This window comes from Isoalcanivorax indicus (assembly GCF_003259185.1).
Lineage (GTDB): Bacteria > Pseudomonadota > Gammaproteobacteria > Pseudomonadales > Alcanivoracaceae > Isoalcanivorax > Isoalcanivorax indicus.
The window spans coordinates 1,692,532-1,718,586 of the sequence record NZ_QGMP01000001.1; the positions used below are offsets into that span (position 1 = coordinate 1,692,532).

The following is a 26,055-nucleotide window of genomic DNA, read 5'->3' on the forward strand; positions in this document are numbered from 1 at the left end:
ATACTCCTGACTCACACATGAAGGGTTCAATGCATCACGGCATGCATCACGGCATGCATCACTGGCTGCTGGCTGCCAGACTGCGCAACGCGGCATAACGCAGCCGTCGCGTCCCGGGTTCGGGCAAGGCCGCTGCGGCCACCATGGCCTGCGCCACCGTATCAGACTCGATGGGCAGCCAGCTGGCATCGCTCCAGCCGGCCAACGGCTTCAGCGCTTTGGCGGACCAGATACCCACTTGCTCACCGAGCCGGAACTCTTGCCGGTTTCCCAACAACAGGGACGGCTGGATGATGCTCAGGCTGGGAAAGTTGAGCGCCTCGACCGCGGCTTCCATCTCGCCTTTTATCCGCGAGTAGAAAACCCGGGCACGCGGATTCGCGTTCACCGCAGACACCACCAGGAAATGGTCAGCGCCCTGGCGCCGTGCCAGCCGCGCGGCCTCGACACAGTAATCATGATCAACACGACGGAAGGCGGCTTTCGAGCCCGCCTTGCGCAGGGTGGTCCCCAGACAACAGAACACCTGGTCCACGGCAAAATCATCCGCGCAGGCGTCCATGTCATCCAGCCCGGTCTCGCGTACCACCAGTTTGTCATGGGCCAGCGGGTTGCCCGCCGCATCCACCAGCGGCCGACGTGTGAACACCGTGACCCGGGCCCAGGCAGGATGGGCCAGCAGGCGCGCCAGCACCGCCTGGCCGATCAGGCCGGTGGCACCCAGCAACAAGGCGCGATAGGCAGTGGTCATGAAGATTCCCCCGGGGTGTCATGCTGTTCGTCATCATTCGTTGCCGGCGCCTCTGCGGGCAGCCAGTGGCGCAGCACGGTTTCCAGCCGGTCGAGTTGCAGCGGCTTGGCCAGAAAGTCATCCATACCGGCGGCCAGGCAACGCGCCTGCACGCCTTCCATGGTATTGGCGGTAATCGCGACGATGGGCACACGCCGCAGGGGCGTCTGGGTGATGGCATGCTCGGCCTGTTCGCGCTCGCGAATGCGCCGGGAAACATCGAAACCGTCCATCTCCGGCATCATGCAGTCCATCAGGATCAGATCGAAGGTTTCCTGCTCCATCAGAGCGAGCGCCGTTTCACCTTCGCTCACGCTCTTGACCTGATACCCCAGCTTGGCCAGCATGCCGCGCATCACACGCTGATTGATCTCATTGTCTTCCACCAGCAGCAGACGGTAGTTGCGCCGCCGGGCAAGATCTTCCGGGGTTTCCTTGTATTCGTCATCGCCGGGCAGCGCCTCCTCGATGCCGTACAGGGGCGCCAGCAGGCTGCGCAGACCATAACGGTGCACGGGTTTGGTCAGCACCGGCAGGGCATGCTGTTGCGCCAGCTTCTGCACACTGGCATGGCTGCGTTCATCCACCGTCGCCAGCAATACCACGTGCACGCCGCGCAGGGCCGGGTCATCCAGCACCGCACGGCACAGGTTCAGGGCGCTTTCGCGGCGCTCGCGGGTATCCACCAGCAGCAGATCAAAACCCTGCTGCTCGCGCTGTCCGGCGCGCAGGGTTTGCAAGGCATGGTCGTAATCCGTCGCGGCCTGGCAAGCGGCTTCCAGCACGTCCAGTTCCTCGACCAGAGCGCTGACGGTGCCCGGTGCCGCGCCCGCCACCAGACAACGCTTGTCACGCAGCGCACGGCGCAGTTCACTGCGGTCCCCCAGTTCCGGCTGCATCGGCAACCGCAGGGTAAACCAGAAGGTACTGCCCTGCCCCGGTACGCTCTCGACCCCGATCTGCCCGGCCATGGCTTCCACCAGGCCCTTGCAGACCAGCAAACCAAAGCCGGTATGGCGACTGCTGAACGGGTCCGCGTCAGGGCCCAGGAACTCGTCCTCGAACAGCCGCCGCGCTGCCAGGGGTTCCATGCCGATGCCCTGATCCACCACGCGCACCTGAAGCAGGCCATCGCGCTCGGCATCGCCGAGGTGATCGACCTCGATACGGATTTCACCTTCATCGGAAAACTTGATGGCATTACTGAGCAGGTTGTTCAGCACCTGCAGGAAACGCTCGCGGTCACCCCGCACCCGGCGCGGCAGATGACGGCTCATCACGCAGGTCAGCTCCAGCCCCTTGCCCTGGGCAATATTGCCGTAGGCATCCAGCGACTGTTCCAGCGCGCCGCGCAGATCGAAAAACTCGTAATCCAGCACGATACGCCCGGTGAGAACGCGGCTGTAGTCGAGCACATCATCGATCAGCGACAGCAGCAAACGGCCGGACTGAGCCGCCACCTGATGGTATTCCTTCTGCTCGCGCGACAGGCGGGTCTCTTCCATCAGGGCCAGCATCCCCAGCACGCTGTTCATGGGGGTGCGCAGTTCATGGGCCAGGCGATACACCAGGCTCAACTGGACGTCGCGGGAGCGCTTTTGCGGGTCGGCGTCTGGCAGGGTTTCCGCAGCATGCCCGGGGCGACGTTCCCGTGACAGCGCGTGCCAGAAGGTGTCGTACAGCCCGGCAAACATGCGGTACAGGTAAACGGCATAGACCGCGAGCAGCAACGCCAGTATCAGCGACTGCGCGCCGCCCACCAGCACCAGGGCGACAATGCCGGGCACCAGCATCAGGCCGATATAGCTCTGCCGGGTGGGCAGCGCGGCCATCCAGGCACCGGACAGCGCTGTCGTCACGCCGATGTTGTAGACCGCCACCGCAAAGAAGTTGAAGCTGATGCCATAGCGCAGCGTCACGACGGCCAGCAGCGCGCCCCAGACGATGGCATGGGCCAGCAGGCCAATCCCGAACAGGCGCCGCCAGCGCGCCGGACCGGCGGCGTACAGACTGTCGAAACGCAGTGCGACCAGCAGCCGGTAGGCCGTGACGACGAGAATGGCCAGGCCGAAGCCGATGACCAGCCCTTCGTCGTCGAAGTACAGGCGGCCCCAGTAGGCGACCAGGACAAAAACGGCAAGGGCCGCCAGAAGTCCGGTGACGGAATTCCAGGCGGCCCCATGGTCGATACGGCGGAGAACCTTGCGGTCCTTGCTTGCGGGTGCGGCGGTGCGGGTCATTCAGCGCCATCTCCTTGCGATGACGCGCTAAGGTACCACCGGCCTTCCGGTGCCGCCAGCCCCGTTCAGACGACGCGGATCTGCACTTTACGTTAACGTAAACTTGCGGTAGCGTTTGCCCCCATGAGTGAGCGCAAGACCTACAGCATCGGCGAACTGGCCCGGGAACTGGATATCACCACCCGGACCATCCGCTTTTATGAGGACATGGGGCTGCTGAGCCCCCGGCGGCGTGGCCAGACCCGCATCTACAGTCCCGCTGACCGGGTGCGGCTGAAGCTGATCCTGCGCGGCAAACGGCTGGGCTTTTCACTGGCCGAGAGTCGCGAGCTGATCGAGCTGTACCGCCCTGACCGGGACAACAACCAGATACAGCTGCAGGCGCTGCTCGACAAGATCCAGGAAAAGCGCGACCAGTTACTGCGCCAGTTGCACGACATCGAGGTCATGCAGATCGAACTCGACGAGGCGGAGCAGCGTTGCCGCGACGCGATGCGCACCGCAGCAGATGCCACCACAGGCCCTGATACCACCACAGGACAATAACCATGAGCCACTACCCGACTCTCGACTTTGCTCTCGACGATACCCTCAATGCCCTGCGCGACAGCGTGCGCGCCTTTGCGGACAAGGAAATTGCGCCGATTGCCGCCCAGGTGGACCGCGACAATGCCTTCCCCAACGCGCTGTGGCGCAAGCTGGGTGATCTGGGCGTGCTGGGCATCACCGTGAGCGAGGAATATGGCGGCGCCGCCATGAACTATCTGGCGCATACCATCGTGATGGAGGAAATCTCCCGCGCCTCGGCCTCCATCGGCCTGTCCTACGGCGCGCACTCCAATCTGTGCGTCAACCAGATCTACCTGAACGGCACGGCCGAACAGAAAGCGAAATACCTGCCGAAGCTGGTCAGCGGTGAGCATATCGGCGCCCTGGCCATGAGTGAGCCCGGTGCGGGCTCCGACGTGGTCAGCATGAAACTGCGCGCCGACCGTCAGGGTGACCACTATGTGCTCAACGGCAACAAGATGTGGATCACCAATGGGCCGGACGCCCACACCTATGTGATCTACGCCAAGACCGACATCAACGCCGGGCCACGCGGCATTACGGCCTTTATCGTTGAACGCGATGCACCGGGTTTTTCCCGCGCGCAGAAGCTCGACAAACTCGGCATGCGCGGTTCCAACACCTGCGAACTGGTGTTCGAGGATTGCAAGGTGCCCGCCGAAAACGTGCTGGGCCAGGAAGGCGATGGTGTGCGCGTGCTGATGAGCGGCCTCGACTACGAACGCACCGTGCTGGCCGGTGGTGCCGTGGGCATCATGCAGGCGGCACTGGATGTGGTCGTGCCCTATCTGCACGAGCGCAAGCAGTTCGGCCAGGCCATTGGCGAGTTCCAGCTGATGCAGGGCAAGCTGGCCGACATGTATGTCACCCTGAACGCCAGCCGCGCCTATCTGTATGCCGTGGCGCAGGCCTGTGATCGCGGCCAGACCAGCCGCAAGGACGCTGCCGGTGTGATTCTGTACTGCGCCGAAAACGCCACGAAGATGGCGCTGGAATCCATTCAGTGTCTGGGCGGCAACGGCTATATCAACGACTACCCTACCGGACGTTTGCTGCGCGACGCCAAGCTGTACGAGATCGGCGCTGGCACCAGCGAAATCCGGCGTATGCTGATCGGCCGGGAACTGTTCAACGAAACCCGCTAACGCCAGCACCACCCGCTACCGGAGCGTGCCATGCCCCGCATTCTGAGTCAGATCAATCCGGCCAGCGACGACTTTCGCCGCAACCGGGAGCATAACCTGGCGCTGCGCGACGACTTGCGTCAGCACCTGGCCGCCATCGCCCACGGCGGAGGCGAAGCCGCAGAACAGCGTTTGCGCGAGCGCGGCAAGCTGCCGGTGCGCGAACGGATTGCCCGTCTGCTGGACCCCGGCTCGCCGTTCCTCGAGTTGTCGCCACTGGCGGCCATGGGGGTCTACGGCGAAGACGTGCCCGCTGCCGGTTGCGTCGGCGGCATCGGCCGTGTCCACGGTGTGGAATGCGTCATCGTCGCCAACGACCCCACCGTCAAGGGCGGCAGCTATTACCCGTTGACGGTCAAGAAGCACCTGCGTGCCCAGGCCATCGCCGCCGAGAACCGCCTGCCCTGCATTTATCTGGTGGACTCGGGCGGCGCCAACTTGCCGCGCCAGGATGAAGTCTTTCCTGATCGCGAGCATTTTGGTCGCATCTTCTTCAATCAGGCGAATATGTCCGCGCGCGGCATTCCGCAGATTGCGGTAGTGCTGGGCAGCTGCACCGCCGGAGGCGCCTATGTGCCCGCCATGGCTGACGAAACCATCATGGTGCGCAATCAGGGCACCATCTTTCTGGCGGGGCCGCCGCTGGTCAAGGCCGCCACCGGCGAGGACGTCACGGCGGAAGAACTGGGCGGCGCCACCCTGCATTGTGAAAAATCCGGTGTCGCCGATCACCTGGCCGAAGACGAGCCCCATGCGCTGGCGTTGGCCCGCCAGGCCATTGCGCGCATCAACTGGCGCAAACCGGATCAGGTGACACTGGCCACGCCCGACGCCCCGGCGTGTGATCCGCAGGAACTGTACGGCATCATTCCCGACAACCTGCGCCAGCCGATGCCCGCGCGGGAGATCATTGCCCGCATCGTCGATGGCTCGGAGTTCGACGAATTCAAGGCCCGCTACGGCAGCACCCTGGTCACCGGCTTTGCCCGCATCCACGGTTTTCCGGTGGGCATCCTCGCCAATGACGGCATCCTGTTTTCCGAGTCCGCACTGAAAGGCGCGCATTTCATCGAGCTGTGCAACCAGCGCGGCATTCCGCTGGTGTTCCTGCAGAACATCAACGGCTTCATGGTCGGCCCGAAATACGAAGCCGAGGGTATCGCCAAACACGGCGCCAAGATGGTCAACGCGGTGGCCTGCGCCAGTGTGCCCAAATTTACCGTGGTTATGGGCGGCAGCTATGGCGCAGGCAACTATGGCATGTGCGGCCGCGCCTATGACCCACGTTTCATGTTCATGTGGCCGAATGCCCGCATCAGCGTCATGGGCGGCGAACAGGCGGCCAGCGTGCTGACCCAGGTCAAGGCCGCCTCCATGAAAAAGAAAGGCCAGCCGTGGCCCGAGGACGAAGCACAGCAGTTCCAGCAGGACATGGTCGAGCAGTACGACAACATGGCGCACCCCTACTACGCCAGTGCACGCCTGTGGGACGACGGCATCATTGATCCGGTCGACACGCGCGATGTGCTCGGCCTGGCCATTTCCGCAAGCCTGAACGCGCCCATCGGGGAAACCCGCTACGGCGTGTTCCGCATGTAAGGAGCACGGCATGCCGGTACAACTGCATTACGACGACGCGGTAGCCCGCATCACCCTGAGCCGACCGGAAAAACACAACGCTTTTGATGACCGGGTTATTCGCGATCTCACCGGCGCCTTTGACGAGGCCGGCCAGAGCAGGGCCCGGGTCATCGTCCTCGCCGCCGAAGGCAAGCATTTCAGTGCCGGTGCCGATCTCGGCTGGATGCGCCGCATGGCGGACATGAGCTGGGAAGAAAACCGTGCGGATGCCCGCCTGCTGGCAGGCCTGATGCGCACCATCGACCAGGCCGGCAAACCGGTCATCGCCCGGGTCCAGGGCGCGGCCTTCGGTGGCGCCCTGGGGCTGATCTGTGCCGCAGACATTGCCGTGGCCGGTGACAGCAGCCGCTTCTGCCTGAGCGAAGCACGGCTGGGCATACTGCCCGCCGTGATCGGCCCTTATGTGGTACGCGCCATGGGCGCACGTCAGGCACGCCGCTACATGATGACCACGGAAGTCATGTCCGCAACACGCGCCCTGACACTGGGTGTGGTGCATGAAGTGGTCGCCGATGACGCGCTGGACGACACGGTAGCGGCGCTGGTGGCGCAGCTGCTCAATGGCGCCCCCCATGCTCAGTTGCGCGTGCGCGAACTGGTCAGCCGGGTCAGCGAAGCGCCGCTGGACGATGTACTCACCGACTGGACCGCCGAACTGATTGCCGGCCTGCGCACTGCCGAAGAAGGCCGTGAGGGTCTGGATGCCTTCCTGAACAAGCGCACCCCGGCCTGGCGGCCGCGCGTCGACGGAGATGAATCATGATCCAGCGTCTGCTGATCGCCAACCGCGGTGAAATTGCCTGCCGCATCATGCGTACCTGCGCCCGGCTGGGTATCGAAACCGTGGCGGTCTACTCCGATGCCGACAGCGACCTGCCCCATGTACGCATGGCCGACCACGCCGTGCATCTGGGTCCGGCCCCGGCCCGCGACAGTTATCTTGATATCAGCAAGATCATGGCCGCCGCCCGGCAGAGCGGTGCTGATGCGATCCATCCCGGTTACGGCTTCCTGTCGGAAAACCCGCACTTCGCCGAGGCCTGCGAGGCGGCAGGCATCACCTTCGTCGGCCCGCAGGCCGACGCCATTCGCCTGATGGGCGACAAGGCGGCCGCGCGTCAGCATATGGCCCGCCACAAGGTGCCGGTACTGCCAGGCTTTGATGAAGAAGGCGCCGACGATGCGGCCCTGAAGCACGCCGCAACGGAGGTGGGGTTCCCGCTGCTGATCAAGGCCGTTGCGGGCGGCGGCGGCAAAGGCATGCGCGTAGTCAACAACGCACAGGGTTTTGAAGAAGCCCTGCAGGCAGCACGCCGTGAAGCCCGCAACGCCTTCGGCGACGACCGTGTCTTGCTGGAACGCTACCTGCCCCGTGCCCGACATGTGGAAGTGCAGGTGTTTGCCGACACCCACGGCAATGCCGTGCATCTGTTCGAGCGCGATTGCTCGGTACAACGCCGTCACCAGAAAGTGATCGAGGAAGCCCCGGCCCCCGGCGTAGACCCGACCCTGCGCGAGCGCCTGGGCGAGGCCGCTGTGCGCGCCGCTCAGTCCATCCAGTATCGCGGCGCTGGCACGGTGGAGTTCCTGCTGGCACCGGACGGCGAATTCTTTTTCATGGAGATGAATACGCGCCTGCAGGTCGAGCATCCGGTGACCGAATTGATTACCGGCGAAGACCTGGTGGCCTGGCAGTTGACCGTGGCGGATGGAAAACCATTACCGAAAGCGCAAAGCGCCTTGCAGTTCCGTGGCCACGCGATGGAAGTCCGCCTCTATGCGGAGGACCCGGCGCAGCAGTTCATGCCCTCGTCGGGCCTGCTGGAGGTGTGTCACTGGCCGACCCTGCCAGGCCTGCGCATCGACACCGGTTTTGTCGAAGGCAATCGTGTCAGCGACCATTACGACCCGATGCTGGCCAAGGTCATCGTGTTCGGTGAAGACCGCGAACAGGCGCGCCGTCAGTTGCAGCGCAGCCTGTGCGCGGTGCATCTTGGCGGCGTTCGTCACAACACCGGCTTTCTCGTCAAGGTGCTGAATCACCCGGCATTCATTGCCGCAGACCTGTCCACCCGTTTTCTGGAAGAACACGACGAACTGCTGACCTCCACCCACCTGCCAGACCGCGTGACCCTGTTCAGCGCGGCGGCCCTGCTGTGGCGTGACCTGCTGTCCGATCACGCCGGGCAGGACCCGTGGCAACGGCTGAGCGGCTGGCAGGGGCTCCTGCCCGCCCGCTTCCATACCCGCCTGGCTCTGGACGACGAGGCGGACAGCGTGATGCTCGAGGCCAGCGGAGAGAACTCATGGCAGGTGCGCGTGGGCGAGACTGTGCGCACGCTGCGCTGGCGCAGCGCTCCGGAAGGCACGGTATTCCGGCGCGGGCGTTTGCATACCGAAGAGGCAGATCGCGAGTTCAGCGCCTGCGTGGTAGGCCGCCACTTGCATCTGTTTGCCGACGGCTACAGCTGGTGTCTGACACTGGACCCCGCCTTCGAGAGCGGCGCTGCCGGGCAACGCGGCGCGCCCTTTGCCGCGCCCATGAGCGGCACCGTGGTGGCCCTGCATGTAAAGCCCGACAGCCGCGTCGCCGCCGGTGATCCCGTGATCACCATGGAAGCGATGAAAATGGAACATACATTGCGGGCGCCCGTCGCCGGCAAGGTAACGGCCCTGCCCTTTGCGGCCGGCGATACGGTCAGCGAAGGCACCCTGCTGGTGACCTTCGACCCCGACGAGACGGAGGCCTGAGGATGGCCGACAACCTGCTCTGGCAACCCCCCGCTGATGCCCGCACGCGCACGCGTCTCGGGCAGTTCTGGCAACAGGCCGAAGCACTCAGCGGCGAACGCTTTGCCGATTACGAGGCGCTGCACCAGTGGTCACTGACCGCCCCGGAGGACTTCTGGGGCCTGGTCATGCGATTCAGCGGCCTGATCGTGCAGGGCGAAACGACGCCGCATCTGAGCATGCCGGATGGCGCCGCCACCCCCATGACACGCCAGCGCTGGTATCCGCACCTCACCCTCAACTACGCTGAAAACCTGCTGCGCCGCCGCGATAACCGGGTGGCCATGACCGCCATCACGGAAGACGGCCAGCGCAGCACGCTGACCTTTGCCGCATTGCATCAGCAGGCGGGCCGGGTAGCGGCACAACTGCTCGCTGCGGGCGTGCGGCCCGGCGATCGCGTGGCGGGCTGGCTGCCCAACCGCATGGAAACCGTGATCGCCGCTTTGGGGTGCGCCTGGGTGGGTGCCGTCTGGTCATCCTGCTCCCCGGATTTCGGCGTCAGCGGGGTCACGGATCGCTTCGGCCAGATTGCACCGCGTCTGCTGTTCGTGACCGACGGCTATTTCTACAACGGCAAATGGCAGGACCTGAGCGACAAGGTGGCCCAGGTGCGCGCGCAGCTGGCGCCGGAACAGGTCATACAACTGTCGGGCGGCAAGCAGCGTCTGCCAGAGACGCAGGACTGGGACACCTGGCTGCTACAGGCGGGCACGGCCCCCGATTTTGCGCAGCTGCCGTTCGATCATCCGCTGTATATCCTGTATTCCTCCGGCACCACCGGCAAACCCAAATGCATCGTCCACGGAGCCGGTGGCACCCTGTTGCAGCAGACCAAGGAACATGTGCTGCACGGTGACCTGCACGACAGCGACACGCTGTTCTACTTCACGACCTGCGGCTGGATGATGTGGAACTGGCTGGTGGGCGGTTTGCAGACCGGCGCTGGGATTGTGCTGTATGACGGCAATCCGGCCTGGCCCGATGCCGGGCGGCTGTTTGCCGTGTGCCAGGATGAAGGCATCACCCATTTCGGCACCAGCGCCAAATTCATCCAGGCTGTGGAAAAAGCCGGTGTCACGCCGGGCAGCCAGTTCGATCTGTCAGCGCTGCGTGTGCTCATGTCCACCGGCTCGCCCCTGCTCCATGAAAGTTTCGATTTCATCTATCGCGAGATCAAACACGACCTGCTGCTGAGTTCGATTTCCGGCGGCACCGATATCATTTCCTGCTTTGCACTGGGCAATCCGCTGTTGCCGGTGTATCGCGGCGAACTGCAATGCCTGGGGTTGGGCATGGATGTCGCCGTGTTCAATGACCAGGGCCAGCCGGAGGAAGGCGAAAAAGGGGAACTGGTCTGCCGCCGCCCCTTCCCTTCCATGCCGGTGGGCTTCTGGCAGGACGACGACGGCAGCCGTTATCACAAGGCCTACTTCGCGCGCTTCGAGAACATCTGGGCCCACGGCGACTATGCCGAGATCCGCCGTCATCGTGGCCATCGCGGCCTGGTGATTCACGGGCGTTCGGATGCCGTGCTCAATCCCGGCGGCGTGCGTATCGGCACGGCGGAAATCTATCGTCAGGTGGAAACCCTGGCAGCCGTTCGCGAAAGCATCGTGGTGGGCCAGGACTGGCAAGGTGACGTACGTGTCGTGCTGTTTGTGGTGTTACAGGCCGGGCATACACTCGACGATGCCTTGTGCGCAGAGATACGTGCCGCGATTCGCAGCGGCGCCAGCCCCAGACATGTGCCCGCGGTGATTCTGGAAGTGCCGGAAATCCCACGCACCGTCAGCGGCAAGATCGTCGAACTGGCGGTACGGGAAGTGATTCACGGGCGCCCGGTCAGCAACGAAAGTGCGCTGGCCAACCCGCAGGCGCTGGCGCACTTTCGCCATCGCCCCGAGTTGACGTAGGCCGGGCACACTACCCTTTCAGAAACAGCTCCTGCCCCCGCGCATGAATACCCTGCGCCACCTGCTTGGCCAGCGTCTGCACCGTCCAGTGCGGCGCGCTGGCCATGGGTTCGGGCAACAGGCTGGCATCGGCCACAAACAGCCCTTTCACGTCGTAAACTTCCCCGCGCGCATTGGTCACCGCCTGGTAGCGGTCGACCCCCATGCGGCAGGTGCCATGGCTGCTGAAGGAATTGATCCGCAACGAGTACATGCCGCGTACCCCGTAGGTGATCTCGTCCAGCCGCGCATCCAGATCGAACACGCTGGGCGCAGACAGGCGCTGGAACGATGGCAGATAGATTTCTTCAGCACCGGCGGCAAAGAACACCCGTGATGCCAGCGCCGCGCCATGTTTGAGTTTCTCGAATTCCGAACGGCTCGGGTTCCAGCTGATGACCTTGCGGCCATCCGTATGGCTGCCTTTCCATTTCACTTCGCCACGCCCTTCATCTACCGCGAAGGCATTCAGCCCCGCCAGATGCTTGTAGCTTTTCATGAAGTTGATATGGTCCGGCCCGGCGCCCTGATTGCCCTGGATCATCAACTGTTCGGGTTCTGCCAGTGCCGAGAAGAACATGTAGCCGTCGGTTTCAATAAACTCGTCGATCTCGACGCCCACCAGCGCCCCCCGGAACCCGTGCAGTTCCTCGCGAAAACGCGCCAGCACCTGCACGAAAGGCTGCACCGCCAGATTCTTGCCCAGCTGGCCACTGACATCCGGGATCTCGCTGCGTTGCAGCAGCAACGGCGTCTGGATGGCACCGCCAGCAGCCACCACCACTTCGGCATCAATGCGCAGGTCGGCGACTTTCTGCCGGGTGCGCGGATCGCGCACCACGGCTTCGACGCCATAAGCGCGGCCGTTGCGAATCAGTACCCGGGTCACTTCGGTGTCCGCCATCACCCGCGCGCCGTGGCCCACGGCCCATGGCAAGTGGGTGACCAGGGCCGACATCTTGCGATCCGAGGGGCAACCCGCCAGGCAATGGCCAGTCAGCGCGCACTGGCGCACATTGCGTGACACCGGCTTCCAGCTGAAGCCCATGCGCTCGCAGCCCTGAATCACCTTGTGCGCCGTGGTATTGATCTCATGGGCATCGTTGAGGTGCACATACTGTTCGCGCCCCACTTCCTCGAACAGCGGCTTGATCACGTCCGGCGCCAGGTTCTTCAACCCCAGTTCTCCGGACCAGCGGCGCAGTACGCTGTCCGGCGGCTGCTGCATCACGCAGGCGCCAATCACGGTGGAGCCGCCGACGCAGGCCCCCTCCGGAAACAGCACGTCTGCGGTGGCATTCAACTGGGCCGCCTGCTCCCGGTAGATCTCGGTCATGGTGTCGCCCAGATGCTCGGTAAAGGCGCTGCTGGGATGGTAGGGCCCGGCCTCGACCACCAGCACCTGGCGCCCGGCACGGGCCAGCTCCCAGGCCACCATGGAGCCCCCGGCGCCGGAGCCGATCACCACCACTTCGGTCTTCAGGGTGAAACGGCCGCTGATGCTGTCGTCACGAGCCATATCCCGGGCGGTCGTCACCGGCAGCCCGTCACGGGGAATATTGATTGCACGCATGTCGAGTCTCCCCCTCAGGCCGTGGGCATGGGCGCATTGCCCAGACGGCGCACACCCCAGATGCCCGTCACCGGGCCGTGGTAATCCAGGCCCGGCCAGGTGCGGCTGTCACGCCAGTAGTTGACGCAGACGGCGGTGTGCAGGGTGGTCATCAGACCGCGCTCGAAGAAGGTGCCGGATTGCATGGCACGGACATAGCGCAGCGCCTCCTCGTCATCCAGACGGGTAAAGCGGCTGAAACGGAAGCTGGCCATCGGCCGACGCTCGAAGATCCACAGCACCATGGCCATCAGGTCACGGGTCTGGGGCGCCATATCGCCCGCCATGTCATTGATATTGGCGACAGTGGGCACTTCACCGGTGCTGGAGGGCAAGCCGAACTGCTCTGTAGGCAGCAGGATTTCGGTCAGGCGGGTCAGGACGCGGGCTTCTTCTTCGGAAAGGTGTGCGTAAACCGCCTCGCCATTCGGCGTGCGGCGACCTCCCAGTGAGGCGCAACCGGCGGTCAGTGCCATGCCGGTCAGGGTGGCGGCGCGCAGAAAACCACGGCGGGTCAGCGGTTCAAGCCCTGCTGTTGGCAGGTTGTTGTTATTCATGGCGCTGTCTCGGGCATTGTTGTTTTTATGTAAACGCTGCGAGACAGTCTAGGGCACCTCCGGATAATTATCCAGAGTCGCCCTGCGCCAGTTTTGGCCGCTCAGGTCACCCGGTCCGCCACGTAATTGGCCAGGGCGTAAACCGTGACCTGGGGGTTCACGATCAGCGACGAGGGCAGCAGGCTGGCGTCGGCCACATAGACCCCCTCGACCCCGCGCAGGCGCCCCTGGGGATCACAGGCGCTGTGGGCCGGATCAGTCCCCATGCGGCAACTGCCCTGCGGATGGTAGGAGACCATGCGCAGGTGCTGCGGCTTGTTCACCAGCTTGTCGACCTGGCGGTCGATATCGGCCTCACGGGTGACCGACAGGGCCTCGCTGGACGGCAGGAAGACTTCTTCGGCGCCGGCCGCCAGGTGCATGCGCACGGCCGCCTTCAGTGACGCCATCATGGACGGGAAGTCCTTGTCACTGAGTTGATAGTGAATCGCCTTGTGGTCCCCCTGCCAGCGGATCTCACCCACGTTATGGTCGTGGATCAGGGTCACGATGCCCGCCATGTGGGGGGCGTTCTGCATGTACTCGACAAACGGCTTGCCGGTGCCAGGCTCGTTGATCATGCACAGCTCGGCGATACCCAGCCCACCGACTTCCAGCACGAAGCCGCCCTTGTCGGGGTGCATGAACTCATCCACGTAAACGCCCAGCATGGCGCCGCGCCAGGGGTGAATCGGCTGCGGGTAACGGGCGCCAACATAAAAGGACGGATGGCAGGCGAAATTGCGCCCCACCTGATCATTGCCCAGCCCGCTGCGCTGCAGGATCACCGGGGTCTGCACCGCACCGGCGGCCATAATGACGCGCGGCGCCGTGACCCGGATATCCGCCACATGGCGGCCAGTCCGGTCCACCACCCTGCCCTCGACGCCCACGGCGCGGCCGTTTTCGGTCAGCACCTTGTCAACCCGGGTATCGCTATGGATGCGCGCACCGTGGGCCGCGGCCCAGGGCAGATAGGTCACCAGCATGGACTGCTTGCGCTCGGTCTTGCAGCCGGACAGGCAGTGGCCGGTCAGCGCACATTCGCGGATATTGCGTTTGAAGGGCTTCACCGACCAGCCCAGCTTGCGGGCGCCTTCGCTGAGCACCATGCTGTGCCGGGCGATCTCGTGCGGGCGGTTCTCCTGTATCGACAGGTTCCGTTCCACGCGCTCGAAATAGGGCGCCATACTTTCGGGGGTAAAGTCCGTCAGCCCGTAATCGCGGTGCCATTCCTCAAAGATGAAATCCGGGGTGCGGAACGACACACAACCGTTGACCACGGTGGAACCGCCGACACAGCGCCCCTGCAGTACCAGCAGATCGCCGTCGGTATTCGCCTGGCCGCCGTGATCCTCGTACAGGGTTTCCAGGCTCTCGGTGAAATCCTCGGTAAAGTCCTTCGACGGCACATAAGGCCCGGCTTCCAGCACCAGCACATCCAGGCCACGGCGGGCCAGCTCGTAGGCACTCACGGCGCCACCGGCCCCTGAGCCGATGATGACGACATCGGCACTCAGCTCCAGGCGCTCGCTGCTGATGTCGCTGGCCTGAACCACAGCCAGCCCCTCGCGCGGCATCTCCACGGTATCGATTCGGTCTGCAGTGTCGCTCATGGGCGGCTCTCCACGGTCTGCGCGCCGGTCTGCGGCAGCGCGGATTCATCAGGCAAGGGGGCATTGCCCAGATAGGCGATACCCCAACGGTCGGATACGGGGCCGTCGAACTCCACTGGCGGCCAGGTCTTCGGGTCGCGCCAGTAGCTCACGTAAACGAACTGCTTGATCACGGCATTCATGGTGCGCTGGATGACATTGCCGGTGGACCAGCGGTCGAAATAGGCCACCGCCGCCGCATCGTCCAGATCGACAAAGCGACGCCCGTGCCAGCCCGACACCACCGCCGCGTTATCGAACAGAGCCAGACCGGCGCCGACGTCCTTGCGCAGATGCGCCGGCAGCATGCCGATCATGGCGTCGATATAGGCCACCACCGGCACCTCCTGCAGAGCGGTCAGGGGGGTACCGGCCACGGGCAGCAGCACCTCGGCCGCTCGCCTGAACAGGTGATACTCGCTGTGGCTGAGGTGGCGAATACCGTCAGGCACCGGCATGCCATCCACCGGCGAGCGGCGCAGCACGGCAAAGGTGCCACCGGCCACCACGGCCAGCCCGGCCGTACCCAGCAGGGCGGTCTTGAGAAAGCGACGGCGTGAGACCGCTGCCATGGGCGCAGCGGCCTGACGGGCGGCAGCGCGATCGGATTCGGGGGACGAGGTCATGGTTCCTGCTCCAGCCTGTGACGCATCGGTCATCGTCGCAAGACATTACCCAAGGCGGGGGGACGAAACAAGATGTTTACCTGCACACCCTCACTTGACCGGAGAGTGCATTCAGGTGAAGGCAGAAACGACAACGCCGGCGGTTGCCGGCGTTGTGTTATTCCACTGTCCACGAACGCGCATCTAGCGGCGGGTCATGTCCAGCGTCTTGGTCAGTGCCGCCACGGCAGAACCGATATCGCTCAGCTCGGCGGGCAGGATCATGGTGTTGTTGGTCTGGGCCAGCTTGCCAAACTCACGGACATACTGCTCGGCCACACGCAGCGACACCGCGTCCTTGCCGCCCTCGTTCTGGATGGCCGCGGCTACCCGCTCCAGGCCGCGTGCCGTCGCCTCGGCAATCAGCTCGATTTCCTTGGCCTTACCCTCGGCTTCGTTGATCTGCTTCTGCTTCTCGGCCTCGGACAGGTTGATGGTTTCCTGCTTCTGACCTTCAGACACGTTGATCTTCGACTGACGCTCACCTTCGGACTGCGCCACCACGGCCCGACGCTCCCGCTCGGCTCGCATCTGCTTTTCCAGCGCGTCCAGAATGGTGGCCGGCAGCTCGATGTCGGCAATCTCGTAACGCATCACCTTGACGCCCCAGGGCTTGGCCGCCTCGTCCAGCGCCTCGACCACCTGAGAGTTGATCGTCTCCCGCTCTTCGAAGGTCTTGTCCAGATCGATCTTGCCGACCACCGAACGCAGGGTCGTCTGCGCCAGCTGCATGGCCGCATAACGGTAGTCATTGATGCCGTAGCTGGCCTGTTTCGGGTCGATGACCTGCAGGTAGATCACGCCGTTGACGACCACCTGGATGTTGTCCTTGGTAACACAGGACTGGCGCGGTACATCAATCGCTTCTTCCTTCAGGGTGTGGCGGTAGGCCACCTTGTCGATAAACGGAATCAGCAGGTGGAAACCCGCGTCCAGGGTGGTGGCATACTTGCCCAGTCTTTCCACAACATAGGACGACCGTTGCGGTACGATACGCGCCGTTTTTACGATCGCCGTGACGATGAATGCCAGAAACAGAAGCGCCAGAATAGTCGCTATTTCCATGTAGAACTCTCCCGATTGAATGGTAGTGACGGTTGCGTGATCTTTATGGTTGTGTAGTCGAAACGCGCAGCAGAATGCCCCGGTTGCCGACTACCCAGGCGACCTGGCCAGCCTGCAGCGGCTCAGATGATTCGGCGTCCCACTTGGCGCCATTGAGTTGGACCTGCCCTGCCCCGGCGACAAAATCGGTCAGCACCGTGACCCGGGCGCCGATATGCCCACCGGCCATGTCCCCGCCAGAGCGGTCGCTGACGTTGCCCTTGAACCAGCGCTGGAAGCGCCGCCGCAGCGCAAACAGGGCACCCAGACTGACCAGGCTGAACAGCAACAATTGCATGGGTAACGTCTCGACGATCCCCAACAGCGTCAGCACACCGACCACCAGGGCGCCGATGCCGAAGAAAATGGCGATGATGCCCGTGGCGAAGAACTCGGAAATGATCAGCAAGAGGCCGAGAATCAGCCAGAAGGCGTATCCTGAAAACATGTTTGTCTATCCCTGTATACCCCGGAACCAGAGGCGCATGATAACCGATTGCGCCCTGCTTCAGGGCAAAAAAATCCGGCGCAAAAAAAACCCGGCCGAGGCCGGGTCTTTTCGTGACCGCGTTGTCAGATCTTGCCTTCCAACTCGGGCACCGCTTCGAACAGGTCTGCCACCAGGCCGTAGTCCGCCACCTGGAAGATCGGGGCTTCTTCGTCCTTGTTGATGGCCACGATGACCTTGGAGTCCTTCATGCCCGCCAGATGCTGGATGGCGCCGGAGATACCGACCGCCACATACAGCTCGGGCGCGACGATCTTGCCGGTCTGACCAACTTGCATGTCGTTCGGTACGAAGCCCGCATCGACAGCCGCGCGGGAGGCACCGACGGCAGCACCCAGCTTGTCAGCCACCTTGTACAGCATCTCGAAGTTGTCGCCGTTCTGCATACCACGGCCACCGGAGATCACGATCTTGGCTGCAGTCAGTTCCGGACGGTCGGACTTGGCCAGTTCTTCGCCAATGAAGCTGGACAGGCCAGCGTCCTTGGCCACGTCGATGCTCTCGACGCTGGCAGAACCGCCTTCCGCTGCCACGGCGTCAAACGAGGTGCCACGCACCGTCATCACCTTGATGCTGTCGCTGCTCTGCACGGTGGCAATGGCGTTGCCCGCGTAGATAGGACGCTTGAAGGTATCAGCAGACTCGACCGAAGAAATTTCGGAGATCATGCCGACATCCAGCAGTGCCGCCACACGCGGAGCGAAGTTCTTGCCCGTGGTGGTTGCGGCCGCCAGGATATGGCCGTAGTCCTTGCCCACTTCGGCAACCAGATCACCGATGTTCTCGGCCAGCTGGTGGCCGTAAGCCGCGTTGTCGGCCAGCAGCACCTTGCTGACGCCGTCAACCTTGGCGGCTTCTTCCGCTACGGCAGCGCAGCCTTCACCGGCAACCAGGATGGTGATGTCACCACCGATGGCCTTGGCAGCTGCCACCACGTTCAAGGTGACCCCTTTCAGAGCGGCGTTGTCGTGTTCGGCGTAAACTAAAACACTCATCAGATCACCTTCGCTTCATTCTTCAGTTTATCAACCAGCTCCTCGACGGAAGCCACCTTGATACCCGCCTGGCGCTCGGCCGGCGGCTCGACCTTGATGGTCTTGACGCGCGGCGTCAGGTCGACATTCACGTCCGCCGGGGAAAGGGTTTCCAGCGGCTTCTTCTTCGCCTTCATGATGTTCGGCAGGGACGCGTAGCGCGGCTCGTTGAGGCGCAGGTCGGTGGTCACCACCGCCGGCAGGGACAGCTCAACGGTCTGCAGACCGCCGTCGATTTCACGGGTCACCTTGACCTTGCCGTCGGCCACATTCACTTCGGAAGCGAAGGTGCCTTGCGGCATGCCACACAGGGCGGCCAGCATCTGACCGGTCTGGTTGTTGTCGTCGTCGATGGCCTGCTTGCCGAGGATGACCAGGTCAGGCTGCTCTTTCTCGACCAGGGCTTTCAGCACCTTGGCCACGCCCAGCGGCTGGGCCTGCTCTTCGGTTTCGACCAGGATGGAACGGTCGGCACCCAGGGCCATCGCCGTACGCAGCTGCTCCTGAGCCGCTTTCGGGCCAACGGTAACCGCCACGATTTCGGTGACAACACCCTTCTCTTTCAGGCGCACCGCTTCTTCCACGGCGATCTCGCAGAAGGGGTTCATGGCCATTTTCACGTTGGCGAGGTCAACACCGCTCTGGTCCGGCTTGACGCGAACCTTGACGTTGTAATCCACGACCCGCTTGATCGGTACAAGAACCTTCATAGGATCCTCGGAATAATTCCATTGGTGACAGGACAGGAGGCGTCTGGCGCTTGCCCGAGCTACCCCCGCGCAAATGAGGCGGCTATGTTGACGGCTGGTTTCGCCAAGGTCAATAGCCTGAAATGACCGAACCTTTTGATTTTCCAGCAAATAGATTCCGGAAATTTGACGCGCCGGTCACGAACGGCCTGGCAGCACCGGGCGCTTTTCCTTGTAAATCAAAGGCTTTCGGGGTGATAATTTAAACACTCGTTTGAATCAGCGCACGTGACTGGCCCTGCATCCTGCACCGGTGTCACCTTCGGCCAACCGGCACGACGCTGATGCAGTGGTCACTCCGCAGGCGGCTATATATACTGCGCGCCCTTGTGACTGTGACAAAAGTGACTGTGTCAAAGACCACTTCAGGTACCTAGAAGGAGACAGGCTGTGGAACGCGAAGCAATGGAAGTCGACGTCGTCATCGTCGGCGCAGGCCCTTCAGGGCTGGCAACCGCCTGCCGTCTCGGGCAGATCGCCCAGGAGACCGGCCAGGAACTCAGCGTCGTGGTGGTGGAAAAAGGCTCCGAAGTCGGCGCCCATATCCTCTCCGGTGCCGTACTGGAGCCGCGCGCCCTGAACGAACTGTTCCCGGACTGGAAAGACCGGGGCGCCCCCCTGAATGCCCCCGTGACCGGCGACGACATTTTCTACCTGACCGGCGCCGAGAAAGGCATCAAGGTCCCCGGCCTCTTCGTGCCGAAGACCATGCACAACGACGGCAACTATATTGTCTCGCTGGGCAATGTTTGCCGCTGGCTCGGCGAGCAGGCCGAACAGCTGGGCATCGAGATCTTCCCCGGCTTCGCAGCGACCGAAGTGCTGTATGACGAGAACGGCGCCGTGCGCGGTATCGCCACCGGCGACTTCGGCATCGGCCACGATGGCGAGAAGAAGCCGAGCTACGCCCCCGGCATGGAACTGCATGCCAAGTACACCATCTTCTCCGAAGGCTGCCGCGGCCACCTGGGCAAGCAGCTGATGGACAAGTACAACCTGCGCGACGGCGCAGACCCACAGCACTACGGCATCGGCATCAAGGAGCTGTGGGACATCGACCCGGCCAAGCACAAGCAGGGCCTGGTGATGCACAGCGCGGGCTGGCCACTGACCGAATCCGGCTCCCTGGGGGGCGGTTTCCTCTATCACCTGGAAGGCAACCAGGTCGCCCTCGGCCTGATCACCGACCTGTGCTATTCCAACCCGCACGTCAGCCCGTTTGACGAAATGCAGCGCTGGAAGACCCACCCGGAAGTGAAGAAGTACCTGGAAGGCGGCAAGCGCGTCAGCTACGGCGCCCGCGCCATTGCCAAGGGTGGTCTGCAATCGCTGCCGAAGATGAGCTTCCCGGGCGGTCTGCTGGTGGGCTGTGATGCCGGCACCCTGAACTTTGCCAAGATCAAGGGCAGCCACACGGCCATGAAGTCCGGCATGATCGCCGCCGAGCTGATCGCCGAGGCCCTGAAAGCGGGCCGTGGCAACGACGAACTGAGCGAGTACAAGGCCGCCTTCGAAAGCAGCTGGGTGTATGAAGAGCTGCACCAGCAGCGCAACTTCGGCGCCTACCAGCACAAGTTCGGTAATTTCATCGGCTCCGGTCTGGCCGTGCTGGATCTGAACTTCCTGGGCGGCAAGATGCCGTTCACCCTGCGTGACACCACGCCGGATCACGACACCCTCAAGCCCGCTGCCGAGTGCAAGGAAATCACCTACCCGAAACCGGATGGCAAGCTGACCTTCAACAAGCTGGATTCGGTGTTCCTGTCGAACACCAACCATGAAGAAGACCAGCCCTGCCACCTGCAGCTGAAAGATCCGGACGTGCCGATCAAGCTGAACCTGCCCAAGTGGAACGAGCCGGCGCAGCGCTACTGCCCGGCGGGCGTTTACGAGGTGGTGGACAACGACGACGGCTCCAAGCGCTTCCAGATCAACGCGCAGAACTGCGTGCACTGCAAGACCTGTGACATCAAGGACCCCACCCAGAACATCAACTGGGTGGCGCCGGAAGGCACTGGCGGGCCGAATTACCCGAACATGTAATTCGCCGCACAGGCTTTCGTGTCACCCCGGAAAGGCGCCTTCATCGGCGCCTTTCTGCTATGCGGCCCCGCCGCAGGCCCCAGCCATAGCTCCCCTGACGCGATGATACAAATAAATTCATATGTCTCATTGTGTCGCCCGGACCCGCTCGCTACCATGCCAGTAAAACAAGCGTACGACTGGCGACAGCGAGGACAGCATGACTGCACAAGCCACCACACCGGACAAGCCCCGGCTGGCGCATCAGTGGCCCACGCCCCCCACGGCCAAAGAGCTGGACGCCCGCTTCCCCGGCATTCTGGATGGCGCCATGCTGCTCTCGGGCGGTGCCAACATCATCCTGCAACTGGCCCTGCCCGCCGTGGGCTATGGCGTGGCCGAGAGCCGCGTCACCAGCGGTTCTATCCTGCATCACCCGATCAAGCGCTCGCGCACCACCTTCACCTATCTGACGGTGGCCCTGATGGGCAGCCGCGAGGAGAAGCTGGCCTATCGCAAGGCGGTGAACCGCTCTCACGCCCAGGTGCATTCCACCGAGGCCTCGCCGGTCAAGTATGATGCCTTCGATGAAAACCTGCAGATGTGGGTGGCCGCCTGCCTGTACTGGGGTTTCATGGACGCCCACCAGAAGCTGCACGGCCCCGTGAGCCGGGACAAGCAGGCCGAGTTCTATGCACTGGCACGCCCGCTGGGGACCACACTGCAGGTGCGCGAGGACACCTGGCCACAGGACCTGGACGCTTTCGAGGCCTATTGGGAGCAGGGCCTGGCCAGACTTCACATCGACGACCGCATCCGCGATTACCTGATGATGATCGCCGACCTCAGGTTTCTCGGCCCGGTCCCCCGCGTCCTGTTCGGCCGCTTCAACCGCTTCATGACCACCGGCTTCCTGCCACCGCTGCTGCGCGAACAGATGCAGTTGCCGTGGAACGAGCGCCAGCAGCGCCGTTTCGAGCGCACGGTGCGCACCGTGGGCCGTTTGAGCCTGCTGCTGCCACGGATCATCCGGCAGATGCCCTATAACCTGGTCATGTGGGATTTTCGCCGCCGCCTGAGACGCGGCAAACCGCTGGTATGAGGCCGACCGGGAAAAGAAATGATTGACTTGACGCCAGTTTGGCCTAAGCTGGTCACAGCGTTAAGGCACGCTGCCGTCTTATCAAGTTCAGTCGAAATCGTCCCGTGTTGGCCCATTCCGTTCCGTTCTTTATAAGTAGCTCATGCATTCAAGCGCCATCGGCCCTGCTGAAGCAGGCGCCATTACTCCATAAAGAACAGGAATTTGCATCATGTCCAATACCGTTACCGGCACCGTCAAGTGGTTCAATGAATCCAAAGGCTTCGGCTTCATTTCCCAGGAAGGTGGCCAGGACGTATTCGCCCACTTCAGCGCCATCACTGGCTCTGGCTTCAAGACCCTGGCCGAAGGCCAGCGCGTTGAGTTCACCGTGACCCAGGGCCAGAAAGGTCCGCAGGCCGAGAACATCGTTCCCCTGTAAGGCACGCTGAACTGGCTCCATACTGAACTGGCTCCATAAAAGCCGTTTCAGAAAAGGCAGTGCTCCGGCACTGCCTTTTTTATTGCGCCACGCCTGTGGCATACTGCGCCCCCGCTCACGCCCTGCCCTGCCAAGTCGTGCCCTGCTTCCCCTGATCCGGTATAGATAACAGTGCTGACCACCGCCAATATCACCATGCAGTTCGGCCCCAAGCCGCTGTTCGAGAACGTCTCCGTCAAGTTCGGCGACGGCAACCGCTACGGTCTGATCGGCGCCAACGGCTCCGGCAAATCCACCTTCATGAAGATTCTGGGGGGCGATCTGGAGCCCAGCGCGGGCAATGTGTCCAAGGACCAGAACGAGCGCATCGGCAAGTTGCGCCAGGACCAGTTCGCCTATGAGAAGTATTCGGTGATCGACACCGTGATCATGGGCCACGACGAACTGTGGAAGGTGAAAGCGGAACGCGACGCCATCTACGCCAAGGCCGAGATGACCGAGGAAGACGGGCTGCGCGCCGGCGAGCTGGAAGGCGAGTTCGCCGAAATGGACGGTTACACGGCCGAATCCCGCGCCGGTGACCTGCTGCTGGGCGTCGGCATCCCGGTGGAGCAGCACTTCGGCCCCATGAGCGAAGTGGCCCCCGGCCTGAAGCTGCGTGTCCTGCTGGCCCAGGTGCTGTTTTCCGACCCGGACATCATGCTGCTGGACGAACCGACCAACAACCTGGACATCAACACCATCCGCTGGCTTGAAGGCGTGCTCAACCAGCGTGACTGTACCATGATCATCATTTCCCACGACCGCCATTTCCTGAACAGCGTCTGCACCCATATGGCAGACCTGGATTACGGCGAGCTGCGGGTTTACCCGGGCAACTATGACGAGTACATGACCGCCGCGACCCAGGCGCGCGAGCGCGTGCAGTCGGACAATGCCAAGAAGAAGGCCCAGATTGCCGAACTGAAGACCTTCGTCAGCCGCTTCTCGGCCAACGCGTCAAAATCAAAGCAGGCCACCTCGCGGGCCAAACAGATCGACAAGATCAAGCTGGAGGAGATCAAGCCTTCCAGCCGCCAGAACCCTTACATCATCTTCGAGCAGGACAAGAAACTGTTCCGCAACGCGCTTGAGGTGAAGCAGCTGGCCATGGCTTTCGACCAGCCACTCTTCTCTGGCCTGAATCTCCAGGTCGAAGTTGGCGAGCGCATTGCCATCATCGGCCCCAACGGCATCGGCAAGACCACGCTGATGCGTTGCCTGGTGGGCGACCTGATCCCCACCGCCGGCGAGATCAAATGGTCCGAAAACAGCCGCCTCGGTTATTACGCCCAGGACCATGCCAGCGACTTCGCCGAACCGCTGGATCTGATCAGCTGGATGAACCAGTGGGGTCAGGAAAAGGATGACGAACAAGTGATCCGGGGGACCCTCGGCCGTCTGCTGTTTTCACAGAATGATATCGCCAAGAAAGTGAATGTGCTGTCTGGTGGAGAACAGGGACGTATGCTGTTCGGCAAGATCATGCTGCAACGCCCTAACATCATGCTGCTGGACGAGCCCACCAACCACCTGGACATGGAGTCCATCGAGTCGCTGAACCTGGCGCTGGAGAACTACCCCGGCACCCTGCTGTTCATCAGCCACGACCGCGAGTTCGTGTCGTCACTGGCCACACGCATCATCGAACTGACGCCCACCGGCATCGTCGACTACCACGGCAGCTACGAAGACTACTTGCGCAGCCAGGGCGTGTAAGCCAAAGCAGGACGGCCTGGCGCCGTCCTGCTTCGGAAACGGCTAGCCTCTTGTCCCGCCTGACGCGGCCTGCGCGGCGTCCTCGATGATCACCTCTACGCGCCGGTTCTGCTGCCGCCCATTCGCCGTGCTGTTGCTCGCGACAGGGCGTTGCAGGCCTACCGCCTCGACAGACAGGCGCTGAGCCGCGATACCGCTGCGAATCAGGTATTGCTGAACGGACTCCGCGCGCTGCCGGGAAAGCTGCAGGTTAAACGCGGCACTGCCCACATTGTCCGTGTGGCCTTCGATCAGCAGGCGTTGGTCCGGATACTGCTTCAGAAAACTGGCCAGCTTGTCGAGGTTGGTGTTGGCGCTGCTGCGCAGTTGCGCGCTACCGGTATCAAACAACACATCGCCCAATGTCACCACCTGGCCCCGATCGGTCTGCTTCGCCTGCATGTCGTCAAGACGTCGCTGCATGTCTGCCTCGGACGTACGTGCCTTGGCTGCATCGGCATGAGCCCTGTCTGCCTCGAGGGTGCGCGCCTGCAAGCGTGCATCGCCGCGCGCTTCATCCAGTTGCGAGCGCTGGTCTTCGGCCAGCTTGGCCGCTGCCCTGGCGCGGGCGATTTCAACCTGCTGGTCCGCCATATAAACGCGGTGGGCGCCCAATGCCGCCTGGTCACGAGCCAGCGGCTGTTCCGCCACCTTGACGGCGTCCTCGGCTTCACGGATTTCCACACGCGCACGGCTGGACAGCTCGGGGTCACTTTGCAGCGTGGTGAGTTTGCCACGCACCTCAGCGGCACCGTCCGGGCTGACGGGACCTGAAGCACAGGCAACGAGCAGGAACGCGGACCCGATCAAGAGCGCACACGTCCTTGCGGGATTCATCTGTTTCATCACTCTGTTCATCGTTGCTCTCCCATACGCTTCATTTCTTCATTCAGAGCATCGGCATCGCGGCCCATCTGACGGTTGACCTCGGCCGCCTTGGCGGCGGCCGTCCTGGCCATCGCCAGCTCGGCGGCAATGCGAGACTGATGCGCGAGATGTTCAGCTTCGTTCATCCGTTCAGCAGCCACTGCACGTTCAGCCTGCGCCAGCTTCCGGCTGGCTTCATCCAGTTCGCCACCGGCATACTGCCGGGCATCGGACTGTTCGGCGCTGGCGATCGCATTCCTGGCCGCCTCCAGCGACGAGGTCGGCGCCACAGGGGTCGAGGCACATGCAGCGAGCATCAACGCGATAACGGCCATACCCACGGTAGCAGGCAGGCGTCTCAGAAAGGCGGCTTGTCGTGATTTATGCATCATCATTCTCCATCGGAAGTACACCCCGGCATACGCCATGCGGGCTGACCTCTCGGTACGCCAACGTACTAATGCGGATTGAACAGGCAGGGACGGGGCACGCAGGATCTGTAAAACACAGCCTCGGCGCGCCCCTGTCTTCTTGACGCTTACTTCTTGATGTCGTTCTTGGCATTGCCGTAAGTACTTTGCACTTTTCCTTCGGCATTCTTGGCTTTGCCTTTGCCTTCCATCTCGCTGTTATCCAGCGCCTTGCCGGTCTTTTCCTTGACCTTGCCTTCAGCCTGCTTGAGCTTGCCCTTTACCTGGTCCTTGTTCATGTGATTCTCCTTGTATGATGATTCCCGAGAGCCGAGCCGACACA

At 62.9% G+C, this 26,055-nt stretch carries 23 protein-coding genes; 10 read left to right on the forward strand and 13 right to left on the reverse strand.

Annotated elements, in window-relative coordinates; translation table 11 throughout:
• Positions 1 to 58 precede the first annotated feature (58 nt).
• Together DKW65_RS07710 and DKW65_RS07715 are read right to left on the reverse strand one after the other, a co-directional pair.
• Positions 59 to 751: an NAD(P)H-binding protein gene (locus DKW65_RS07710; protein ID WP_111656700.1), complete on the reverse strand. Its 693-nt coding sequence runs from the start codon at positions 749 to 751 to the stop codon at positions 59 to 61.
• The gene (locus DKW65_RS07715; protein ID WP_111656701.1) at positions 748 to 3,030 is read right to left on the reverse strand and encodes a response regulator; all 2,283 of its coding nucleotides are present in this window, start codon (positions 3,028 to 3,030) and stop codon (positions 748 to 750) included. Before DKW65_RS07715 ends, DKW65_RS07710 begins: the two co-directional genes overlap by 4 nt.
• 123 nt (positions 3,031 to 3,153) lie before the next feature.
• Here DKW65_RS07715 and DKW65_RS07720 point away from each other — a divergent pair, with 123 nt between their 5' ends.
• Genes DKW65_RS07720 through DKW65_RS07745 form a run of 6 tightly spaced genes read left to right on the forward strand, consistent with a single transcriptional unit; the run spans position 3,154 to position 11,131 of the window.
• A complete protein-coding gene (locus DKW65_RS07720; RefSeq protein WP_111656702.1) occupies positions 3,154 to 3,576 on the forward strand; it encodes a MerR family transcriptional regulator in 423 nt (140 codons plus the stop codon).
• Between the two features lie 2 nt (positions 3,577 to 3,578).
• Positions 3,579 to 4,745 (forward strand): isovaleryl-CoA dehydrogenase, encoded by a 1,167-nt coding sequence (locus DKW65_RS07725; RefSeq protein ID WP_111656703.1) that lies wholly within the window; start codon positions 3,579 to 3,581, stop codon positions 4,743 to 4,745.
• A 30-nt stretch (positions 4,746 to 4,775) separates the two neighbouring features.
• The gene (locus tag DKW65_RS07730; RefSeq protein WP_111656704.1) at positions 4,776 to 6,383 is read left to right on the forward strand and encodes a carboxyl transferase domain-containing protein; all 1,608 of its coding nucleotides are present in this window, start codon (positions 4,776 to 4,778) and stop codon (positions 6,381 to 6,383) included.
• Between the two features lie 10 nt (positions 6,384 to 6,393).
• Positions 6,394 to 7,188, forward strand: a complete 795-nt coding sequence (locus tag DKW65_RS07735) for an enoyl-CoA hydratase-related protein (protein WP_111656705.1) — start codon at positions 6,394 to 6,396, stop codon at positions 7,186 to 7,188.
• A complete protein-coding gene (locus tag DKW65_RS07740) occupies positions 7,185 to 9,176 on the forward strand; it encodes an acetyl/propionyl/methylcrotonyl-CoA carboxylase subunit alpha (RefSeq protein WP_111656706.1) in 1,992 nt (663 codons plus the stop codon). Before DKW65_RS07735 ends, DKW65_RS07740 begins: the two co-directional genes overlap by 4 nt.
• A 2-nt stretch (positions 9,177 to 9,178) precedes the next feature.
• Positions 9,179 to 11,131: an acetoacetate--CoA ligase gene (locus DKW65_RS07745; protein WP_111656707.1), complete on the forward strand. Its 1,953-nt coding sequence runs from the start codon at positions 9,179 to 9,181 to the stop codon at positions 11,129 to 11,131.
• Positions 11,132 to 11,141: 10 nt separating this feature from the next.
• Here the strand turns inward: DKW65_RS07745 and DKW65_RS07750 are convergent, their stop codons facing one another.
• The 8 genes from DKW65_RS07750 to DKW65_RS07785 form a co-directional block, all read right to left on the reverse strand.
• On the reverse strand, positions 11,142 to 12,743 hold the full coding sequence (locus DKW65_RS07750; protein WP_111656708.1) for an FAD-dependent oxidoreductase: 1,602 nt from the start codon (positions 12,741 to 12,743) through the stop codon (positions 11,142 to 11,144).
• A gap of 14 nt (positions 12,744 to 12,757) precedes the next feature.
• Positions 12,758 to 13,339 carry a transcriptional initiation protein Tat gene (locus DKW65_RS07755; RefSeq protein ID WP_111656709.1) on the reverse strand — a complete coding sequence of 194 codons (582 nt, stop codon included), beginning with the start codon at positions 13,337 to 13,339 and terminating at the stop codon, positions 12,758 to 12,760.
• A 101-nt stretch (positions 13,340 to 13,440) separates the two neighbouring features.
• Complete coding sequence (locus tag DKW65_RS07760; protein WP_245932429.1) at positions 13,441 to 14,994, reverse strand: GMC family oxidoreductase; 1,554 nt, start codon at positions 14,992 to 14,994, stop codon at positions 13,441 to 13,443.
• A complete protein-coding gene (locus tag DKW65_RS07765) occupies positions 14,991 to 15,659 on the reverse strand; it encodes a twin-arginine translocation signal domain-containing protein (protein WP_245932430.1) in 669 nt (222 codons plus the stop codon). The genes DKW65_RS07760 and DKW65_RS07765 overlap by 4 nt, the downstream gene beginning before the upstream one ends.
• Positions 15,660 to 15,842: 183 nt before the next feature.
• On the reverse strand, positions 15,843 to 16,763 hold the full coding sequence (locus DKW65_RS07770; protein WP_111656710.1) for an SPFH domain-containing protein: 921 nt from the start codon (positions 16,761 to 16,763) through the stop codon (positions 15,843 to 15,845).
• 43 nt (positions 16,764 to 16,806) lie between these two features.
• Positions 16,807 to 17,250 carry an NfeD family protein gene (locus DKW65_RS07775; protein WP_111656711.1) on the reverse strand — a complete coding sequence of 148 codons (444 nt, stop codon included), beginning with the start codon at positions 17,248 to 17,250 and terminating at the stop codon, positions 16,807 to 16,809.
• A gap of 125 nt (positions 17,251 to 17,375) precedes the next feature.
• Positions 17,376 to 18,305, reverse strand: coding sequence for an electron transfer flavoprotein subunit alpha/FixB family protein (locus DKW65_RS07780; RefSeq protein WP_111656712.1), 930 nt, complete (start codon positions 18,303 to 18,305; stop codon positions 17,376 to 17,378).
• A complete protein-coding gene (locus tag DKW65_RS07785; protein WP_111656713.1) occupies positions 18,305 to 19,054 on the reverse strand; it encodes an electron transfer flavoprotein subunit beta/FixA family protein in 750 nt (249 codons plus the stop codon). The genes DKW65_RS07780 and DKW65_RS07785 overlap by 1 nt, the downstream gene beginning before the upstream one ends.
• 429 nt (positions 19,055 to 19,483) lie before the next feature.
• Here DKW65_RS07785 and DKW65_RS07790 point away from each other — a divergent pair, with 429 nt between their 5' ends.
• The 4 genes from DKW65_RS07790 (at position 19,484) to DKW65_RS07805 (ending at position 24,396) form a co-directional block, all read left to right on the forward strand.
• Complete coding sequence (locus DKW65_RS07790) at positions 19,484 to 21,136, forward strand: electron transfer flavoprotein-ubiquinone oxidoreductase (protein ID WP_111656714.1); 1,653 nt, start codon at positions 19,484 to 19,486, stop codon at positions 21,134 to 21,136.
• A 199-nt stretch (positions 21,137 to 21,335) separates the two neighbouring features.
• Positions 21,336 to 22,217, forward strand: a complete 882-nt coding sequence (locus DKW65_RS07795) for an oxygenase MpaB family protein (RefSeq protein ID WP_111656715.1) — start codon at positions 21,336 to 21,338, stop codon at positions 22,215 to 22,217.
• A gap of 211 nt (positions 22,218 to 22,428) precedes the next feature.
• Positions 22,429 to 22,638 carry a transcription antiterminator/RNA stability regulator CspE gene (gene cspE, locus DKW65_RS07800; protein WP_111656716.1) on the forward strand — a complete coding sequence of 70 codons (210 nt, stop codon included), beginning with the start codon at positions 22,429 to 22,431 and terminating at the stop codon, positions 22,636 to 22,638.
• Between the two features lie 171 nt (positions 22,639 to 22,809).
• Positions 22,810 to 24,396, forward strand: coding sequence for an ABC-F family ATPase (locus DKW65_RS07805; RefSeq protein WP_111656717.1), 1,587 nt, complete (start codon positions 22,810 to 22,812; stop codon positions 24,394 to 24,396).
• 42 nt (positions 24,397 to 24,438) lie between these two features.
• Here DKW65_RS07805 and DKW65_RS07810 read toward each other — a convergent pair whose 3' ends face one another.
• The 3 genes from DKW65_RS07810 to DKW65_RS07820 form a co-directional block, all read right to left on the reverse strand.
• Entirely contained in the window at positions 24,439 to 25,245 is an 807-nt protein-coding gene (locus DKW65_RS07810; protein ID WP_211315756.1) for an OmpA family protein, read from the reverse strand.
• 44 nt (positions 25,246 to 25,289) lie between these two features.
• The gene (locus tag DKW65_RS07815) at positions 25,290 to 25,691 is read right to left on the reverse strand and encodes a DUF4398 domain-containing protein (RefSeq protein ID WP_162925768.1); all 402 of its coding nucleotides are present in this window, start codon (positions 25,689 to 25,691) and stop codon (positions 25,290 to 25,292) included.
• A 149-nt stretch (positions 25,692 to 25,840) separates the two neighbouring features.
• The gene (locus tag DKW65_RS07820; protein WP_111656719.1) at positions 25,841 to 26,011 is read right to left on the reverse strand and encodes a CsbD family protein; all 171 of its coding nucleotides are present in this window, start codon (positions 26,009 to 26,011) and stop codon (positions 25,841 to 25,843) included.
• Positions 26,012 to 26,055: the final 44 nt, after the last annotated feature.

What these genes read in the sequence shown, in the direction of transcription:
- DKW65_RS07710 (WP_111656700.1), bottom strand. Translation starts at nt 751, where the DNA reads ATGACCACTGCCTATCGCGCCTTGTTGCTGGGTGCCACCGGCCTGATC.
- DKW65_RS07715 (WP_111656701.1), bottom strand. Translation starts at nt 3,030, where the DNA reads ATGACCCGCACCGCCGCACCCGCAAGCAAGGACCGCAAGGTTCTCCGC.
- DKW65_RS07720 (WP_111656702.1), top strand. Translation starts at nt 3,154, where the DNA reads ATGAGTGAGCGCAAGACCTACAGCATCGGCGAACTGGCCCGGGAACTG.
- DKW65_RS07725 (WP_111656703.1), top strand. Translation starts at nt 3,579, where the DNA reads ATGAGCCACTACCCGACTCTCGACTTTGCTCTCGACGATACCCTCAAT.
- DKW65_RS07730 (WP_111656704.1), top strand. Translation starts at nt 4,776, where the DNA reads ATGCCCCGCATTCTGAGTCAGATCAATCCGGCCAGCGACGACTTTCGC.
- DKW65_RS07735 (WP_111656705.1), top strand. Translation starts at nt 6,394, where the DNA reads ATGCCGGTACAACTGCATTACGACGACGCGGTAGCCCGCATCACCCTG.
- DKW65_RS07740 (WP_111656706.1), top strand. Translation starts at nt 7,185, where the DNA reads ATGATCCAGCGTCTGCTGATCGCCAACCGCGGTGAAATTGCCTGCCGC.
- DKW65_RS07745 (WP_111656707.1), top strand. Translation starts at nt 9,179, where the DNA reads ATGGCCGACAACCTGCTCTGGCAACCCCCCGCTGATGCCCGCACGCGC.
- DKW65_RS07750 (WP_111656708.1), bottom strand. Translation starts at nt 12,743, where the DNA reads ATGCGTGCAATCAATATTCCCCGTGACGGGCTGCCGGTGACGACCGCC.
- DKW65_RS07755 (WP_111656709.1), bottom strand. Translation starts at nt 13,339, where the DNA reads ATGAATAACAACAACCTGCCAACAGCAGGGCTTGAACCGCTGACCCGC.
- DKW65_RS07760 (WP_245932429.1), bottom strand. Translation starts at nt 14,994, where the DNA reads ATGAGCGACACTGCAGACCGAATCGATACCGTGGAGATGCCGCGCGAG.
- DKW65_RS07765 (WP_245932430.1), bottom strand. Translation starts at nt 15,659, where the DNA reads ATGACCTCGTCCCCCGAATCCGATCGCGCTGCCGCCCGTCAGGCCGCT.
- DKW65_RS07770 (WP_111656710.1), bottom strand. Translation starts at nt 16,763, where the DNA reads ATGGAAATAGCGACTATTCTGGCGCTTCTGTTTCTGGCATTCATCGTC.
- DKW65_RS07775 (WP_111656711.1), bottom strand. Translation starts at nt 17,250, where the DNA reads ATGTTTTCAGGATACGCCTTCTGGCTGATTCTCGGCCTCTTGCTGATC.
- DKW65_RS07780 (WP_111656712.1), bottom strand. Translation starts at nt 18,305, where the DNA reads ATGAGTGTTTTAGTTTACGCCGAACACGACAACGCCGCTCTGAAAGGG.
- DKW65_RS07785 (WP_111656713.1), bottom strand. Translation starts at nt 19,054, where the DNA reads ATGAAGGTTCTTGTACCGATCAAGCGGGTCGTGGATTACAACGTCAAG.
- DKW65_RS07795 (WP_111656715.1), top strand. Translation starts at nt 21,336, where the DNA reads ATGACTGCACAAGCCACCACACCGGACAAGCCCCGGCTGGCGCATCAG.
- cspE (WP_111656716.1), top strand. Translation starts at nt 22,429, where the DNA reads ATGTCCAATACCGTTACCGGCACCGTCAAGTGGTTCAATGAATCCAAA.
- DKW65_RS07815 (WP_162925768.1), bottom strand. Translation starts at nt 25,691, where the DNA reads ATGCATAAATCACGACAAGCCGCCTTTCTGAGACGCCTGCCTGCTACC.
- DKW65_RS07820 (WP_111656719.1), bottom strand. Translation starts at nt 26,011, where the DNA reads ATGAACAAGGACCAGGTAAAGGGCAAGCTCAAGCAGGCTGAAGGCAAG.